15 protein-coding genes are annotated in these 18823 nt (G+C 45.6%); 7 read left to right on the forward strand and 8 right to left on the reverse strand.

Features of this window, described 5'->3' with window-relative positions; genetic code table 11:
• Positions 1–16 precede the first annotated feature (16 nt).
• The 6 genes from ACQEXS_RS05315 to hrpB all read right to left on the reverse strand — a co-directional run bounded on the left by ACQEXS_RS05315 (position 17) and on the right by hrpB (position 11001).
• Positions 17–355, reverse strand: a complete 339-nt coding sequence (locus tag ACQEXS_RS05315) for a P-II family nitrogen regulator (RefSeq protein WP_367987296.1) — start codon at positions 353–355, stop codon at positions 17–19.
• 187 nt (positions 356–542) lie between these two features.
• The gene (locus ACQEXS_RS05320; protein ID WP_427009852.1) at positions 543–914 is read right to left on the reverse strand and encodes a YacL family protein; all 372 of its coding nucleotides are present in this window, start codon (positions 912–914) and stop codon (positions 543–545) included.
• Between the two features lie 107 nt (positions 915–1021).
• Positions 1022–3610, reverse strand: a complete 2589-nt coding sequence (gene acnB / locus ACQEXS_RS05325) for a bifunctional aconitate hydratase 2/2-methylisocitrate dehydratase (RefSeq protein WP_427009851.1) — start codon at positions 3608–3610, stop codon at positions 1022–1024.
• A 255-nt stretch (positions 3611–3865) separates the two neighbouring features.
• Complete coding sequence (locus ACQEXS_RS05330) at positions 3866–6157, reverse strand: patatin-like phospholipase family protein (RefSeq protein ID WP_427013067.1); 2292 nt, start codon at positions 6155–6157, stop codon at positions 3866–3868.
• 30 nt (positions 6158–6187) lie between these two features.
• Positions 6188–8545 carry a penicillin-binding protein 1B gene (gene mrcB, locus ACQEXS_RS05335; RefSeq protein WP_367987300.1) on the reverse strand — a complete coding sequence of 786 codons (2358 nt, stop codon included), beginning with the start codon at positions 8543–8545 and terminating at the stop codon, positions 6188–6190.
• Positions 8542–11001, reverse strand: coding sequence for an ATP-dependent helicase HrpB (gene hrpB / locus ACQEXS_RS05340; protein WP_427013068.1), 2460 nt, complete (start codon positions 10999–11001; stop codon positions 8542–8544). The genes mrcB and hrpB overlap by 4 nt, the downstream gene beginning before the upstream one ends.
• A gap of 56 nt (positions 11002–11057) precedes the next feature.
• Between hrpB and sfsA the strand changes: the two genes are divergently transcribed.
• From sfsA to panC, 7 genes are all read left to right on the forward strand, one after another.
• Positions 11058–11771: a DNA/RNA nuclease SfsA gene (gene sfsA / locus ACQEXS_RS05345; RefSeq protein WP_367987302.1), complete on the forward strand. Its 714-nt coding sequence runs from the start codon at positions 11058–11060 to the stop codon at positions 11769–11771.
• 139 nt (positions 11772–11910) lie between these two features.
• Positions 11911–12357 (forward strand): RNA polymerase-binding protein DksA, encoded by a 447-nt coding sequence (dksA, locus tag ACQEXS_RS05350; protein WP_367987303.1) that lies wholly within the window; start codon positions 11911–11913, stop codon positions 12355–12357.
• An 84-nt stretch (positions 12358–12441) separates the two neighbouring features.
• On the forward strand, positions 12442–13332 hold the full coding sequence (gene gluQRS, locus ACQEXS_RS05355) for a tRNA glutamyl-Q(34) synthetase GluQRS (RefSeq protein ID WP_427013069.1): 891 nt from the start codon (positions 12442–12444) through the stop codon (positions 13330–13332).
• A 127-nt stretch (positions 13333–13459) separates the two neighbouring features.
• Positions 13460–14827 (forward strand): polynucleotide adenylyltransferase PcnB, encoded by a 1368-nt coding sequence (gene pcnB / locus ACQEXS_RS05360; protein ID WP_427009845.1) that lies wholly within the window; start codon positions 13460–13462, stop codon positions 14825–14827.
• Entirely contained in the window at positions 14824–15309 is a 486-nt protein-coding gene (folK, locus tag ACQEXS_RS05365) for a 2-amino-4-hydroxy-6-hydroxymethyldihydropteridine diphosphokinase (protein WP_427009844.1), read from the forward strand. Before pcnB ends, folK begins: the two co-directional genes overlap by 4 nt.
• 23 nt (positions 15310–15332) lie before the next feature.
• Positions 15333–16127: a 3-methyl-2-oxobutanoate hydroxymethyltransferase gene (gene panB / locus ACQEXS_RS05370; protein WP_427013070.1), complete on the forward strand. Its 795-nt coding sequence runs from the start codon at positions 15333–15335 to the stop codon at positions 16125–16127.
• Between the two features lie 11 nt (positions 16128–16138).
• Positions 16139–17029, forward strand: coding sequence for a pantoate--beta-alanine ligase (gene panC, locus ACQEXS_RS05375; protein ID WP_427013071.1), 891 nt, complete (start codon positions 16139–16141; stop codon positions 17027–17029).
• 65 nt (positions 17030–17094) lie between these two features.
• On the opposite strand, the gene ACQEXS_RS05380 is transcribed toward panC, so the two are convergent.
• Positions 17095–17865 carry an ABC transporter permease gene (locus ACQEXS_RS05380; protein WP_367987309.1) on the reverse strand — a complete coding sequence of 257 codons (771 nt, stop codon included), beginning with the start codon at positions 17863–17865 and terminating at the stop codon, positions 17095–17097.
• 1 nt (position 17866) lies between these two features.
• A complete protein-coding gene (locus ACQEXS_RS05385) occupies positions 17867–18784 on the reverse strand; it encodes an ABC transporter ATP-binding protein (RefSeq protein WP_427009842.1) in 918 nt (305 codons plus the stop codon).
• Positions 18785–18823: the final 39 nt, after the last annotated feature.

Here is an 18823-nt window from a genome sequence, read left to right on the forward strand (position 1 = left end):
AATCCTTTGCAATTTGTTACAGAGCTTCTGCGTCCATTTCACCAGTACGAATACGCACAGCCTGGCCTAAGTCATAAACGAAAATTTTTCCATCACCGATTTTTCCGGTATGCGCTGCTTTGGTAATGGCTTCGATCACTCGCTCTACATTCTCTCCCTGAGTGGCAATTTCCAGTTTTACTTTCGGTAAAAAATCAACTTGATACTCCGCACCACGATACAATTCTGTATGGCCTTTCTGACGCCCAAAACCTTTCACTTCTGATACCGTCATCCCTTCAATTCCGACATCAGCCAATGCTTCACGCACATCGTCTAATTTAAATGGTTTTATAATTGCGTTAATCAGTTTCATCGCTTCCTCTCTTAACTATCATCCTTGTTATCAACAGTAATCCAAGGTGCATGCCAACTATTTAACCCATTGTTTTAAAACAATATAAATATCATCATCAAGTTAGAAACAAAAAAGGCGCACCATCTTGGTGCGCCTTTTTCACAATCTTAAAGCAAAGCCGTTACACTTCACCAATACCGTGCATTTATTTGGTGGTTAAAAACTCTTTCCACTGTTCAATTAATAATTCAAAATCTTCCAGCCCACAACTCGCGGTACTTTCGCTGTCATAAAAGTCAAATTCACTATCTGCTTCTATCTCACTACCATGCGCCAACACATTTTCTTGCACAGTAACCTCATCACCCTGAATGCTTAAGCTGATCTCAGTGCCTAATAGTTGATGCTCTTGGTGAGGTGCTAGCCTTGCTTGGTCAGTCAGTTGCTCAACTTGGCCGATCTTATCCCAATCTTTACCGATCTCTTCTTGTAGCCATCGACCAACGATCTCATGACCCATGCTCGATTTAACATAGTATTCGCCCATCAACGTATTGCGGATAAATTCAAATTCCATCAGACACCTCAAAATTTGGAGGCACGAGTATAGCGATCTACGTGCAAAAAAAAAGCACCTACTTTTAAGTAGGTGCTTATCTCTTCATTTGTCAAACACAAAGAAATTTATGCAGGCTCTTGGAAGATAACCTCATCCGCTTTCTTAGTGTACTGATCCATTTTATGGAAGTTCAAGTAACGGTATGTGTCTGCAGCTGTCGCATCAATTTGCTTCGCATACTCAAGATACTCAGCCTTGGTTGGGATCTTACCAAGAATGGCGCCTACTGCAGCCAATTCTGCCGAAGACAGATAAACATTTGCACCAGTACCTAAACGGTTCGGGAAGTTACGTGTCGAAGTCGAGATTACTGTTGCTTTATCTGCCACACGTGCTTGGTTACCCATACAGAGTGAGCACCCCGGCGTTTCGATACGAACACCTGCACGACCGTAAATACCGTAATAACCTTCTTCCGTTAACTGATCACGGTCCATCTTGGTTGGTGGCGCAACCCATAGACGAGTATCTAATTGACCACCAAATTGCTCCAACAGCTTACCTGCTGCGCGGAAGTGACCGATATTGGTCATACAAGAGCCGATGAACACTTCATCAATATTGGTACCTTGAACTTCAGATAAAAGACGCGCGTCATCTGGATCGTTTGGTGCACATAGAATTGGTTGATCAATCTCAGCCAAGTCAATCTCAATCACGTGTGCGTATTCTGCATCTGCATCCGCTTCCATCAATTCAGGATTCGCCAACCACTCTTCCATTGCGGTAATGCGACGCTCAATCGTACGACGGTCACCGTAACCTTCCGAGATCATCCATTTCAGCATGGTGATATTCGAGTTGAGGTACTCCTCGATAGAGGCTTGGGACAACTTAACCGTACAACCTGCCGCTGAACGCTCTGCTGAAGCATCTGATAGTTCGAATGCCTGCTCAACTGTTAGGTGCTCAACACCTTCGATTTCTAGTACACGACCAGAGAATTCGTTGATCTTACCGGCTTTCTCAACCGTTAACAGACCTTGTTGGATTGCGTAGTAAGGAATTGCATGCACAAGATCACGAAGCGTAATACCCGGCTGCATTTCACCTTTAAAGCGCACCAAGATAGACTCTGGCATGTCCAGTGGCATTACGCCTGTCGCCGCAGCGAATGCAACAAGACCGGAACCTGCTGGGAATGAAATACCTAGAGGAAAACGAGTATGCGAGTCGCCACCTGTACCTACAGTATCAGGCAGAAGCATACGGTTTAGCCATGAGTGGATTACACCATCACCCGGACGAAGCGAAACACCGCCGCGGTTCATGATGAAATCAGGTAGCGTATGGTGCGTGTTTACATCGACTGGTTTTGGATACGCTGAAGTGTGACAGAATGACTGCATCACGAGATCCGCAGAGAAGCCAAGACACGCAAGATCTTTTAGCTCATCACGCGTCATAGGACCAGTAGTATCCTGAGATCCGACCGTTGTCATCTTAGGCTCGCAGTATTGACCAGCGCGAACACCTTCTACGCCACATGCTTTACCAACCATCTTCTGAGCTAGGGTGTAACCTTTATCAGAAGCTGAAGGATCGACTGGTTTCGCGAACAAATCGGTTTCTTCTAGGCCTAGAGATGTGCGAGCACGGCTGGTTAAGCCGCGACCGATGATCAGTGGAATACGGCCACCAGCACGAACTTCATCAAGCAATACTTTGCTCAGTTCAAAGCTTGAGATTTCCGCACCATCTTTGCGAACCACACCTTCATATGGGTAGATATCAATCACATCACCCATGTTCATCTCTTGGACGTTTAGTTCGATTGGCAAAGCACCTGAGTCTTCCATCGTGTTGTAGAAGATTGGCGCAATTTTACCACCTAAACAAATACCACCAGTACGCTTGTTTGGTACGTATGGGATGTCATCACCCATAAACCAAAGCACTGAGTTAGTCGCAGATTTACGTGAAGAACCGGTACCAACAACATCACCCACGTACGCGAGTGGAATGCCGTCTTTTTGTAGCTCTTCAATTTGCTTGATAGGACCAACACTACCCTGCTCATCAGGGTTGATACCGTCACGCTCCATTTTCAACATGGCTTTTGCGTGTACTGGGATATCAGGACGAGACCAAGCATCCGGTGCAGGAGATAAGTCATCGGTATTGGTTTCACCAGTGACTTTGAACACTTTAACGGTGATTTTTTCCGCTACTTTTTCTTTAGAGGTAAACCACTCCGCATTTGCCCAAGATTGCAGGACTTGCTGAGCAAACTCATTACCCGCTTTGGCTTTCTCTTCAACGTCGTAGAAAGCATCAAACATCAGTAGCGTGTGAGATAGCGCTTTAACCGCAATTGGAGCGAGAGCTGCATCATCGAGTAGTGAAATCAGTGGCTCAATGTTGTAACCGCCCTGCATAGTACCAAGCAGTTCTGCCGCTTTTTCCTTGCTTACTAACGGTGATTCAACTTCACCTTTGGTAATTGCGGTTAGGAAACCCGCTTTTACATATGCGGCTTCATCGACACCTGGTGGAATGCGATTTTCGAGTAGGTCAAGAATGAACGCTTCTTCACCTTGTGGGGGATTTTTAAGAAGTTCCACAAGGCCTGCAACTTGCTCGGCATCTAGTGGTTTAGGTACAACTCCTTCAGCAGCACGCTCTTCGACGTGTTTACGATAGGCTTCAAGCACGACTTATTCCTCTCATTGCGGTTCCTCCCTCTTATTGCTATTGATTCAAAAAATAAGGGAGTGAACATCCTTGGAAACTTGGCTCTCCATGCCATATTTTTCATTCAGTTCTGAGTGAGAAACAGCGCCAGAGAGGCCAAACTGTGGGCGGTAGAATAGCAAATTTAACGTAAAATTAAAATCTCATCATTTTGACCAACATAGCAAGTTAAGACTAAAGTCCTATGATTTTTACCCTTTTATTGCCATGTTTGGCTATTTGAACGTTGTACCTATGATCAAATAAACCGAGTCAAAATTCTGTTCTGTTCTTCCGTATCCAAACATAATTGGACCAACTGGCGAATCAACACCAGCGAAGACTGACCCCGCGACATATAAAGGCGCATCGTGCAGTTTCAAGTCCGGATCAGACCACACACCACCATACTCTATCGAGCCTCCAAGATAAAAAGGTGATGTGAAAAGTCCAAAATCATTGTCAAACCAGCGATATCGATACACTAAGCTACCAAATACCTTGTTTTGACCAATTAAGCTATTGCGTGGAATGCCTGATAAATTCAGGAATCCACCAATCTCCTTCGGTTCAATTGGAATCGAGGAGTTTTTACTTTTTACCATACCTATGTCGATATTTGCGACCAAAGTATGGCGCTCAAAGGTATGTGCACCGATAAATTTGCCATCAAACTCATACGCGGTGTCCTTGATTCGCTGATCAGACACTAACTCCGACTCACCAAGGCTTCTGTCGTGTGAAATTAAATATTCAAGGTCAAAATAGACACCACTACGCGGTAGGCTGTAGTTATCAAGCGTATCGATTCGATAATTGGCAAACACACCCGTGCGGCTAAAACTGACATCCCCCAAAGAAGGTAAGCTGGATAATTCTGCTTCTCCATCCGTGTATCTCGCCCCGACCTTAAACTCGCGCCACAAGGTATCTTGATAGCCAATCGCTAGCTCTGTTTTCCATTCTGTGTAGGAAACAGGTAAATAATCCGTCGTGGATTCTAATGTCGTATCTGCAAAGCCACTAAGTGGCCCATTTCGCTTTTCGTTGCTATAGCTAACGCCAAATGTCGTGAACGCTTTTTGACTAGAGAAAAAAGGACTATAAAGCTCAGCTTCGATTAACTTATCCGTCCCCATTTCAATATTTGTCGTCAATTCTGCACCATGGGAATTCAAATCAGTAAAGTTAGTCGAAACACCAATGGAGTACTGACTGTCTGTATCAAAGTCATCTTCCAAGAAGAAGCGGAAGTTAACGTAATTCGGCCCCCACGATTTTTCTTTTACATCGATGATAAGAAGATCTTCACCATTTTGCTGATCATAACGATAGGTGATCAGTTCAAAACGATCCAACGCGTACAAACTTTGAATGCTCGCTTCAACCTCTTTTGTGGTGTAAGTATTGCCACTTTGAAGATTCAAACGATTCTGTATTAGGGTATCGGTATAGTGGGTCCGATTATTGATCACCACTTGATCAACCTTGATTTCATCACCGTAGCGCAGGTTACGGCGCGCATTCTGTTTTTGGTCGATATAATGCTGATAATTTGCAGTCGAAAGAGATAAGGTTTTCAACGCCTCTTTCTGCGTCATTACAGTTTCATACCCGCGGCTGTATGCATCAGGCATTTTATTAAACTCAGTGGTTTCCATGTCCCCCACATCGGGACGAAGGAAATAGTCGCGCTCAGTCAGTGTTTCGGCTTGTCGATTGGTTGTGCTGCGAACCAGATAGTTGGAGAGTTGATCAGCAACGGTCAGGAAGGTGGTAAAATCTTCTTCTTGTTTATAGTCAGTGCTGATGTCCACCGCAATAATGATGTCTGCCCCCATATCGCGAGCAACATCAATCGGCATATTGTTTGTTACACCACCATCCACCAGCAGGCGACCATCAAGCTCATAAGGAGGCAGCGCTCCCGGCACCGACATGCTTGCCATCATTGCGTCAACCAGATAGCCACTATCAATGATCACAGGCTCCAGTTTTACGATATCCGTTGCGACAGAACGGTAAGGCACGGCAAGTTGATCAAAAGATTGGAATGGTGGCAAATTTCCAGCAGTTTCACGCAATATTTTCAGCATCCCCTGACCTTGCACAAAACCGCGTGCAGCGCGCACGGAGCCCCAACGTAACCCGAGGTCCGTCGTCAATTGGTATCTATCTTCGTATTCTTTATCACGTACTCGGCGTTGGCTACGATCAACTCGATCACGATACCCGCTGTTCCAATCCACACTGTAGATAAAACTTTCGATTTCATCAGCACTCATGCCAGAGGCATACAAGCCACCGACGTATGCTCCCATGCTGGTCCCGGTAACAATATCGACTGGAATTTTCATCTCTTCGAGCGCTTTCAGCACTCCAATATGAGCGGCCCCTTTGGCACCGCCCCCCGCGAGGACAACCGCTACTTTAGGACGTGCTTTTGTCGTATCGGCACTAAACAGCTCTTGTGATGATGCCGTGCTGGCGAACATAATCAACAACAAAAAAGACACTAACTGACGCACGTCCTGCTTCCTTACTTCTAAAGCTTTAGATTACCAACTGAATATATTTTTTAGCCATTGAGCAGGCTTGTTTTCACACTGCTTTTTAAACTGTTGGTTTGGGTCCCACACGGGAAGTTTGAAATTATTATCACAATCTAAGCGTAATTGCCCCTGCCCACTTCTCTGAAAACCAAGCGTAGTCACACCTTTTGGCCATGGTAATGTCAGTTTCTCGGGAATTCGGTGTTGCAAGTATTCGGCATAAACACGCAGTGCACCACTGGCACCCGTTAATTTTGTTGGCTTGTTGTCATCACGACCAAGCCAAATTGTTGTCACTTCGCGCCCATCGACGCCGACAAACCAGCTGTCTCGCGTATCATTACTGGTGCCCGTTTTTCCAGCTAAAGCCGCCCAAGAGAATTTACTATTAAGGAAGCGACCAGTTCCTTCTAAAACGCCGCGCTTCATAGCATAAGTGGTTAACCAAGCCGCTTGTTGATCAACGGTCTGAGACACTCTTGGAATCGATTCATATAGCACATTGCCATCTAAGTCGATCACCGACCTTAGTGCTGACAGTTGCGCTTTTTTCCCCGAGTTAGTCAACGTCTGATACATCTGTGCAACCTGAAATGGCGTTAAAGTAAATGATCCTAAGAACATCGAAGGCACTGGACGAATTTCATTGCGATCAACCCCCAAACGCTCAAATGTATCCATGACTTGAGGAATCCCCATTTTCATGCCGAGCTGTACTGTGGGTACGTTTAATGATTTCGCTAATGCAATATATAACGGCACATTGCCACGGAACTTGCGATCATAATTACGTGGTTTCCATACATTGCCATGGCTACCTTTCAACGTTATCGGCTTATCTTGTAGTGTCGTCGCTAAGTTGTAATGCGCAGGATCTTGCAGAGCCGTTAAGTACACTGCGGGTTTCGCCAGCGAACCAATTTGGCGACTAGCATTCAGTGCGCGGTTAAATCCGTCATAACCCGTTCGTTTTCCACCTACCATCGCACGGATTTCACCAGTATGACGATCCACGGCTATCGCAGCGCCTTCTAACGATTTTCCAGCGACACTGGCTAGCTGTGGGATCTTACGGGCAATCGCCTGTTCAAGTTGATGCTGAGAAACTGGATCAAGCGAGGTAAACACACGTAATCCAGTATCAGAGTGAAACGCATCACCCACTTTTTCATTCAACTCAATTTTTAACTGTTGGAAATAGGCTGGCTGACGGCTGGCAATGCGTGGATTATCTTGAATATCCAGAGGTCGATTCGCCGCTTCTTCATACTCACTCGCCGTTAGCGTATTTTGCTGCATCATTAGGCGCAGCACTAGGTCACGTCGCACTTTTGCACGCTCAGGATAACGCACTGGGTTGTAATACGAAGGTCCTTTCACCATACCGACCAAAAGCGCTAGCTGATCGATTCTCAGCTCTTGGATCGGCTGACCAAAATAAAGTCGTGAAGCCAGACCAAAACCATGAATTGCTTCGCCGCGACTTTGACCGAGGTACACTTCATTCAGGTACCCTTCCAAAATGCGATCTTTGCTGTATCGGTAGTCAATGATCAACGCAATATAAGCTTCTCTCAGCTTACGCCACAACGTTCTATCACTGGAAAGGAAGATGTTTTTGGCTAACTGCTGAGTCAGCGTACTGCCCCCTTGGACCGTTCGACCCGCTTTAATATTCGCAACAAGTGCACGAGCGATCGCTAACGGCGACACGCCATCATGCTGATAGAAGTTGCGATCTTCGGTCACCAACAATGCATCAACCATCACCTCAGGAAACTGATCTCGTCTTAAGAATAAACGCTGCTCATCATTCTTTTTCTCAAGCATTCCGAGCATTTTTGGCTCAACTCGCAGATAGCCCAAATCACCACGTTGCTCTAAAGATTGGATACGTTGAAGTCCAGAAGCATCAAAATGCAACATCACATGTCGATCTGGCTCAGGGCCATCAGAGAATTCAAATGGGCGACGGATCAGTTCAATACGGCTGGAAGAAGAAGAATACTCACCGGGATAACGCGGCTGACCGACCTTGCGGTAGTTCAAAACGTCCAGTTCATTACGCACTTCTTTGAGACTGATGTTGTCTCCCGGCGCGAGATTTAAGATTCGGGCATAGACCACCGTTGGCAAATCAAATAACTGGCCATCAAATCGTTGCTTCACCACACTATCGAGGTAAATCCCAACAAAAATGAGAATGGCAACAACCGCCAAACCAAGCTTCCAGCAAATTCCCCATAAGATTTTGAGCCAGGATTTTTTACCTTTTTGCGGCTGTTTGCTGCTTTTTCTACGTGGTTTAGTCGTCGTTTTCTTCGACGCCGATTTTGGCGTACTCGATGCTTTTTTCTTGGTCATTGATTTAATTGTCGTTTGGTTTTGGTGGTCGCGACATGGTTGGCTGGATCGTCAGGCCAGACATGTTTGGGATAGCGTCCTTTCATTTCTTTCTGAACTTCTTTATAGGCACCCTGCCAGAAACTGGCGAGATCACGAGTAACCTGCAAAGGGCGTTGCGCTGGAGACAGAAGCTCCAGCACTACTTTTTGCCGTCCTTTTGCGATAACTGGCGACGATCGTTCGCCAAAAATCTCCTGCATTCGAACAGATAGCACGGGAGACTCGCCTTGTTGATAGCGGATCTGTTTTTTTGAACCCGTAGGTAACGTGTAATAATTTGGTAACCATTCATCCAATTGCTGATTTAATGGCCACCCGAGACGTGCTAACAATGCTTCGCAAAGATCCAACTGCTGCATTGCTTTCACAGAACTCACACCGACCATGTATGGCAATAGCCATTCATCAATCGTATCGAGTAAGCTTTGCTCGTCCATCGCGGGCCAAGCTTCTTCATTTAACCAATCACTGCCACAACGAATGCGCTCCAATAAGCTAAGCGCAGCTGTATTCCAATGTAATACAGCGAGTCCTTTGCGACGAACATAGTTAAGTAAAGCTTCGGTCATTTTTTCCCCGCTTGGCGCAGGTAGTGCCGTTCGCTGAATCAGTAAGTGCGCTATCTGAACACGCTTTTCTGCAATTAATCGGCCTTTTTTATCATCCCAGTCAACCGTTTCCATTTCTGAGAATAATTCTGGAAGTCTTTGTTCTAGTTCAACAATGTCGAGTCTTGCAGCAAGATAAATTGTACTGGCATCCGTTTGGCTACGCATAAGCTCAGCACATACTAAATAAGGCTCATCCACCAAAACATCATCATGTTTTAACATCGCACCATGACCATTGGCCAATAAGTACCGTCCGGGTTGATGGTGCCTTTGCCCGGCAATGCGATCCGGGAAAGCCAAACACAGAATAGGACCCAGCAAGGTTTCTTCGATGCTTTCAAGCGAAAAACGGCACTGAAACTTAGCGGCTAATGCTTGAATTCGTTGCAAAACAAGCTTATTGCGACTGTGGTTGCCTTGTTTTAAGCGATGCAACGCAACTGAAAAATCCGTCTGATTTTTCTCCGGCTCTTCAAGCAATGCAGCCACAGCAATCGCAGTGTTCAACCAAGAATGATGCTGAGATTTTACTAGCATTGCAGCCAACCTCGGCTCGATCCCCAACGCATGAGCTTGCTGACCTAACGATGTGAGCTGATGTTGCTCATCCATTAAGCCAAGCATTCGAAGTAAGTCACGAGCCTGATTTAATGCAGCGTAAGGCGGCAAATCTAGCCATTGTAACTCTGCAGCATCTTTGCATCCCCATTGTGCTAACTCCAGCGCAAGGTTAGATAGATCGGAGCGAATGACTTCCGGTTGAGGAACCAAAGGCTGTTGATTCAACTGGCTCTCACTATAGATGCGAACACATATGCCCGCTTCCAGTCGCCCAGCACGCCCCGCTCGTTGCACCGCAGAAGATTGCGCAATTCGCGTTTCTTCTATGCGAGTGATGCCACTTTTCAAATCGAATTTAGCCATTCGTTCAAGCCCTGAATCGACCACAATACGAATGCCTTCAATGGTTAGGGATGTTTCTGCAATATTGGTTGCCAAAACCACTTTGCGCCTACCAGGCATCGTCGGCGCTATCGCTTTTTGTTGATCCTTGATGCTAAGTTGCCCATACAACGGGCAGATATCGACAGTCTCATCCACCGCTTGTAATTGCTCGGCTAGCCGTTTAATCGCACCAACGCCGGGCAAAAATACCAGCATAGATCCCGTTTCAGAGTGGAGCAGATTAACAACTTGTTTCGCCAAAGCTGGGAGCAAGTTTTCATTCGGCCGTAATGGACAATAACGCTGCTCAACCGGAAATGAGCGGCCTTGAGATTCAATATAAATAGCGTCTGGCAACAATCCGATGAGCGCACTGTGATCCAGCGTGGCTGACATCACCACCAGTTTAAGATCTTCTCGCAATGCTTGTTGTACTTCCAGCACGAAAGCCAAAGCGGTATCGGCATGTAAACTGCGCTCATGAAATTCATCAAAAATCACCAAACCCACACCATGAAGTTCGGGATCCGTTTGCAACATGCGGGTCATGACCCCTTCGGTCACTATTTCCAATTTCGTCTGTGATGAAACTCGATTGTCACCTCTAACTCGGTAACCGACCGTCTCGCCGACGGACTCACCAAGTTGCTCAGCTAAATAACGAGCAATATTGCGAGCAGCGAGTCGACGCGGCTCCAACATCAAAATCTTTCCGGTGATACGATTTTGGCGCAACAGTTGCAGCGGGAAGAAAGTCGACTTACCCGCTCCGGGAGCGGCTTTTAAAATAAGTTGATCATGACTGGCTAAGCCTGCCAGCAGATCTGGCATCACGGCTTCAATAGGCAACTGTGACAAGAGAGTGACCTTATGGTGTAATGGAAGCCACCATTGTACATAAAAACAGTAGATAAATGCACTTTGATCCACCACTCGACCAAGCCACACTAATCCAACGTTATAAACGTTTTCTTGCAGATATTACTTTGCCAGACGGCAGTGAACGCACCATTCATTGTGCAAATACTGGGGCGATGACCGGATGCGCTCAACCGGGCAGCACCGTGTGGTATTCCACCTCAGATAACCTCAAACGCAAGTATCCAAACAGTTGGGAGCTAACAGAAACACCATCAGGGCACCGAATTTGCATTAATACGGCAAGAGCCAATCAATTGGCTGTCGAAGCGATTCGAGACGGCGTGATAGATGAACTTCAAGGTTATGATGAACTTCAAACTGAAGTGAAATATGGCAATGAAAATAGTCGGATTGATATCTTGCTCAAATCAGAATCTAAACCAAAATGCTATATAGAAGTAAAAAGCGTCACCTTATTCGATGAAAATCATCAAGGACAGGGCTACTTTCCAGATGCAGTCACGACACGAGGCCAAAAGCACCTGAGAGAGCTCACAGAAATGGCGAGAAATGGAAGCAGAGCAGTACTTTTGTTCGCTGTTTTACATTCAGGTATTGAAAAAGTTTCTCCTGCACACCATATAGACGCCAAATATTCACAATTACTGAAAGAAGCGCAACAAGAAGGGGTGGAAGTCCTGTGCTACAAAGCAGAGCTTTCCAATACCGAGATGAAACTGGTTAATGCTGTCTCATTTTGCAATTAGTACTAAAAAATGATGCCGCCTTCACATTGACAATAAGTTTACTCTTGAGTATTTGCCTCAATAACTTCTTTTTGCTATAGATACCCGCCTTAAAATTAACTGCTCTAGCAGTTGACTAGGTGTTAGTAGGAGATGCTGCATGCCAGAATCAAAGAAAAAAGCGCTAGGCATCCTAGCCATTGCAGGTGTAGAGCCATATCAAGAAAAAGCAGGTGAAGAATACATGTCACCTGAGCAAATGGCTCATTTTACAAAAATTTTGACAGCTTGGCGTGACCAGCTTAGGGAAGAGGTGGAACGTACTGTTCACCACATGCAAGATGAAGCAGCTAACTTCCCAGATCCAGTTGACCGAGCTTCACAAGAAGAAGAGTTCAGCTTAGAACTGCGCAACCGCGATCGTGAACGTCGTCTAATCAAGAAAATCGAAAAGACACTAAACAAAATTGAAGAAGACGATTTCGGCTTTTGTGAATCTTGTGGTATCGAAATTGGTATCCGTCGTCTTGAAGCACGTCCAACAGCCGATCTTTGCATCGACTGTAAAACACTTGCAGAGATGAAAGAAAAACAGATGCAAGGCTAAGCCTTAAAGCGTTATATAATGAAGGGAGCCTAGGCTCCCTTTTTAATTTATCTTTTGCTTTATTCAGGTCCATTCTATTCGCTTATGAGTTACATCGGTCGTTTTGCACCTTCTCCTTCAGGCCCTCTCCACTTTGGCTCACTGATCGCAGCTCTAGGTAGCTACTTTCAAGCAAAGTCACAACAAGGAAAGTGGTTAGTTCGCATTGAAGATCTTGATCCACCGAGGGAAATGCTAGGGGCCGCCGATTTGATCCTAAAAACACTAGAAGCGTATCAACTCTTTTGGGATGGTGAAGTGGTATACCAAAGCCAGCGCCATCACCTATATCAGCAGCAAATTGAGACGTGGCTAGAGACTGGCGTTGCCTATTATTGTCAGTGCACCCGAAAACAAATCAAACAATCCGGTGGCTTTTATCAAGGGACATGCCGTGATTTGAAACTGAACAATCCAAAAGACTGTGCCGTGCGCCTCACCATGCAGCATCCAGTATATCAGTTTGCAGATCTGCGCCATGGCAATATCACAATCCCTAATGCATTGGCAGATGAAGATTTTATTATTAAGCGTCGTGATGGCTTGTATGCGTATAATCTAGCTGTTGTACTGGATGACATTGATCAAGGGGTCACTGAGGTCGTCCGTGGTGCAGATTTAATTGAACCTACGGGGAGACAAATCAGCTTGTATCAAACACTTGAGCAAGCGCAGATTCGATATCTGCATTTACCCTTGGCTTTAGATGAACATGGGCATAAATTGTCCAAACAGAATCACGCTAAAGCGATTGATAACCAAAATCCTAAACCCGCACTGCTTGATGCAATGCGCTTTTTAGGGTTTCAATGTGATGCCCACATAGAACAAGCTACAGTGGCTGAAATCATCGCTTGGGGCGTCGAAAATTGGCATTTATCTCAGCTGCCTGACTCGATCGAGATCACACCAAGATTCTCAAACCGCGCTGTGTAAGCTATTATTAGCCGCAAATTCGCCCTTAGGGTGACAAATTTAAACTGAAGCAAAATTGGAATTAACAGTTATACACCAATAAATTGGAGTGGTTTATCCGCCTCTCAATCAACGGGTATATTGCCAGATGCACATGAATAAAAACGACTATACACCAAGCGAATCCGCTGGATATGCAGATCTTGCCCTCAATATTATTACTCGCGAAGAGCATAATATTTCCCGTAAGCAGATCAGTGACAATGCACTCAAGGTGCTATACCGACTTCATAGTGCCGGCTTCGATGCATTTCTAGTTGGTGGTGGCGTTCGAGATCTCCTCCTTGAGCACCATCCAAAAGATTTTGATATCGCAACCAACGCAACACCTGAGCAGATTCGACATTTATTTAAGAACTGTCGTCTTATCGGCCGCCGATTCCGCCTCGCACATATTATGTTTGGCCGTGACATCATCGAAGTTGCAACTTTCCGAGGTCATCACCAAGAGCCAAGTAAGAACGTGTCACAGCAATCGAAAGAAGGCATGTTGCTACGTGATAACGTGTACGGAAGTATTGATGAAGATGCAGAGCGTCGAGACTTTACCGTCAACGCGATGTACTACAACATTGCCAACTACGCGATTCATGATTACGCGGGAGGCATCGAAGATCTCGAAGATAAACTGATCCGTTTAATCGGCGATCCTGAAACGCGCTACCGTGAAGATCCTGTTCGCATGCTTCGCGCTGTACGATTTGCTGTAAAATTAGATTTCGATATCGAAGAGGAAACCGCTGCTCCGATTGAAGAATTGGCCGGGCTACTTAGAGATATTCCAGCGGCTCGCTTATACGAAGAATCACTCAAGATGTTGCAATCAGGTCACGGGTTAGAAACCTACCATCTAATGCGTGAATACAACCTATTCCAGCAACTGTTCCCGAGCGTGTCCCATTACTTCACGGCCGAATATGCTTCCAAAACAGAGCAAATGCTGGATTTGGTGCTGGACTCAACCGACATTCGCGTTGAAGAAGGGAAACGAATTAACCCAGCTTTCATGTTTGCAGCAATGCTATGGTACCCGCTTCAAGCTGTCGCAGAGAAACTGATGGAAGAGCGTAACTTCTCTTACTATGATGCCGTCATGGAAGCCAGCAACATTGTGCTGGATGAGCAAGTTAAAACCATTGCGATCCCTCGCCGTCATACTGCAACCATTCGTGAAATTTGGCAGTTACAACTTCGTATGCCTCGCCGCAATGGGAAACGCGCATTCCGTCTTATGGAGCTCAATAAATTCCGTGCTGGTTTCGACTTCTTAGAAATGCGCGGTGAAATCGAAGGTGAAGAAACAGCGAAACTGGCAAAATGGTGGGAAACCTTCCAAAACGCGGGTCGCAATATGCGCCAAGCCATGGTAGCTGATCTCGATAGCAGTGATGATACAAAACCACGCCAGCGTCGCCGCAAGACCTTTCGTAAGAAAAAATCGAAGGCAAAATCATGATCACTGCATACATAGCAGTCGGCAGTAATTTGTCTGATCCAGTCACGCAGGCAAACAGTGCCATTGACGCGTTAAAAACCCTACCGAAGTCAACACTCCTTCAGGCTTCGATGCTGTATAGTAGCAGCCCTATGGGACCGCAAGATCAGCCCGATTACATCAACGCTGTCGTGGCAATTGAAACTGAATTAACGCCTCTTGAGCTGCTCAATTGCACTCAAGCAATTGAACAAGAACAAGGGCGTGTCCGTAAAGATGAACGCTGGGGCCCAAGAACCTTAGATCTCGATATCATCCTTTATGGCAATGAGGTGATGGATTCCGAGCGGTTAACCATTCCCCACTACGGAATGAAAGAAAGAGAGTTTGTTCTCTACCCACTCGCTGAAATCGCACCAAGTTTAACGCTCCCTGATGGGACTGAGTTATCTGAGCTACTGAAACAAGTAGACAGAAATGGCCTCAGAATTTGGCAATCGTAGCCAACTCCTAGTAAGGAAAAACGATGAAAAAAATTACCATTAACGACCTAATGAAGTGGAAACAACAAGGTCGTAAATTTGCTACTTCCACCGCTTATGATGCGAGCTTTGCTCAGTTATTTGAAAGTCAGGAAATGCCTGTTCTTCTAGTTGGGGATTCCCTAGGAATGGTACTGCAAGGAAAGCCAGATACCCTCCCCGTGACTGTTGAAGACATCGCTTATCATACTCGCTGTGTTCGCGCAGGCAGCCCAAACTCATTGCTCATGGCCGACATGCCATTTATGAGTTATGCAACGCCTGAACAAGCCTGTGAGAATGCTGCAAAGCTAATGCAGGCTGGTGCAAACATGGTAAAAATTGAGGGTGGAGACTGGTTAGTTGAGACCGTAAAAATGCTCGCTGAACGCGCGGTACCCGTTTGTGCTCATTTAGGGCTAACCCCACAATCTGTCAATATTTTCGGTGGATATAAGGTCCAAGGCCGCGATCAAGAAAAAGCCGATCGCATGGTGAAAGATGCCCTAGCCCTTCAAGAAGCAGGAGCGCAAATTGTATTACTTGAGTGTGTACCGGCAAGCTTAGCTGCGCGCATCACTGAGGTTCTAGATGTACCTGTGATTGGTATTGGTGCTGGTAACGTGACTGATGGCCAGATCCTTGTCATGCACGATATGTTTGGTATTTCTGCTAACTACATGCCTAAATTCTCGAAAAACTTTTTGGCAGAAACTGGTGATATGCGACAAGCTGTTGCGAAATACATCGAAGATGTACAAAGCGGAGCCTTCCCAGACGACGCTCATACCATTGCCTAGAGGATTAACAGATGGAAACTTTTGCTGAAATTTCCGCCTTGCGTGAACAAATCAAACTTCACAAGCGAGAAGGCCGTAAAGTTGCTTTTGTTCCGACAATGGGTAATTTGCATGAAGGCCACTTAACTCTGGTTCGTAAAGCGCGAGAACACGCAGACGTCGTCGTGGTAAGCATTTTCGTCAACCCAATGCAATTTGAGCGTGCTGATGATCTCAACAATTACCCACGCACACTTGAAGACGATCTAGCTAAACTTGGTGCTGAGAATGTCGATTTGGTCTTTACACCTACTCCAGAAATCATCTACCCAGAAGGCCTAGATAAACAAACGTTTGTCGAAGTACCCGGGTTATCAACCATTCTGGAAGGGGCTTCTCGCCCAGGTCACTTCCGTGGCGTCGCAACAATTGTCACTAAACTATTCAATATTGTACAACCTGACGTTGCTTGCTTTGGTGAAAAAGACTTCCAGCAGCTTGCTGTTATTCGCAAGATGGTGGATGACCTCGCCATGGATATCGAAATCATTGGTGTCGCTACCGTACGCGAAATGGATGGCCTAGCGATGAGCTCACGTAATGGCCTACTGACCATTGATGAACGCCAACGTGCACCGGTACTCGCGCGTACAATGCGCTGGATCAGCAGCGCTATGCGCGGTGGACGCGACGACTACGATTCCATTGTTGAAGACGCAAATGATCAATTGCGTGCAGCAGGTTTGCAGCCTGATGAAATCTTCATCCGTGATGCACGCACACTACAAGCGATTACAGCTGAAACTACACAGGCCGTTATTCTTATGTCAGCTTTCTTAGGAAAAGCACGTTTGATTGATAATCAAACGGTAGAAATGTCCGCTGAAGTGAAAGAAGAAGACTCCGCGGCTGAAACGGAATAACATCAGAAAACAAAAAGGGTTGATGATTACATCAACCCTTTTTTTGTTGCCGACAATATTTGTAGTTACGAACGCAGCCCAATACCACGAGTCACCAAGTAGTGTGCAACCGCATACAAGGCCACAATAAATACACTCAAAACAGAAAATGACGTGATGATGCCAACATCAGAAACACCAAGAAACCCATAACGGAAGGCATTTACCATATAAACAATCGGATTTATTTTTGATACCCCTTGCCAAAACTCCGGCAATAAACTGATCGAATAGAAGACGCCACCTAGGTATGTCAAAGGCGTTAACACAAAAGTCGGAATGATTGAGATATCATCAAACGTCTTGGCAAAAACCGCGTTAATCAACCCACCAAGCGCAAACACAATGGAAGTCATAAATACCGTTGCAATGATGATCCCCCAATGATCCACCTGCAAATCAACAAAAAATAGCGATACGCAGGTCACGATAGTGCCGACCAATAAGCCGCGAACGACCCCACCCATGACAAACCCTGCGATGATCACGTAATTTGGCACAGGAGCCACTAACAGCTCTTCAATATTCCGTTGAAACTTAGCGCTAAAGAATGACGATGCCACGTTCGAATACGAATTGGTGATCACTGACATCATAATCAAACCCGGAACGATATATTCCATATAACTAAAGCCATTCATCTCACCGATTCTGGAACCAATCAAGCTACCGAAAATGATGAAATACAACGTCATGGTGATCGCTGGCGGAACTAGAGTTTGCACCCAGATCCGCGTAAAACGGTTGATCTCTTTAGCCAGCAAGCTGCGAAAAGCCGTCCAATACAACTGATACATGTTATTCGCCCCCTTCTCTCACGATGCTGACAAACAGCTCTTCTAATCGATTGGCTTTATTTCGCATCGACAATACCTTTACTCCTTGCTCGGTTAACTGAGTAAAAATGCCGTTCAACCCTTGAGTCTTCTCTATTTCAATTTCCAAAGAACCGACACTAAACTGCTGTTTAATCACTCCTTCCAGTTTCGGCTCTGGTGCACCTTCCTCAAGATCGAGGATGAAGGTTTCCACCTGCAATTTATTCAGCAAGCTCTTCATGGTGGTGTTCTCTATCAGCTCACCTTTGTTGATGATACCGATATTGCGACACAGCATTTCTGCTTCTTCAAGGTAATGAGTGGTGAGAATGATGGTGATGCCTTGCTCGGAGTTAATTTCCTTGAGGAACTCCCACATAGAGCGGCGCAGTTCAATATCAACCCCAGCGGTTGGTTCATCGAGAATGAGCAGTTGAGGCTCATGCATGAGCGCACGTGCAATCATTAAACGACGCTTCATGCCACCTGACAGATTTCGTGCACGTTCATTGCGTTTTTCCCAAAGATCGAGTTTAGATAGATACTTTTCTGCTCTTTCTTCCGCTAATGATTTAGAGACGCCGTAATAGCCCGCTTGCTGCATGACGATCTGCTTTACTGTCTCAAACTGGTTAAAGTTAAACTCTTGTGGAACGAGCCCTAAATTCTGCTTCGCTAATTCCAAGTCGGTATCGATATCGAAACCAAACACTTTTACCTTGCCAGAAGTCTTATTAACTAAAGAAGAAATCACCCCGATGGTGGTTGATTTACCTGCCCCATTAGGTCCGAGTAAGGCATAAAAATCGCCTTTCTCAACATTCAGGCTAATGCCTTTCAATGCTTCAAATCCACCCGCATACGTTTTGCGAAGCTGTTCTATTTCCAATGCATACATTGCGTCACATTACCATTTTGCTTGTTTTGCTAACTCTAT

Origin of the sequence: Vibrio sp. TRT 17S01 (assembly GCF_050113695.1) — a bacterium.
Classification (GTDB): Bacteria; Pseudomonadota; Gammaproteobacteria; order Enterobacterales; family Vibrionaceae; genus Vibrio.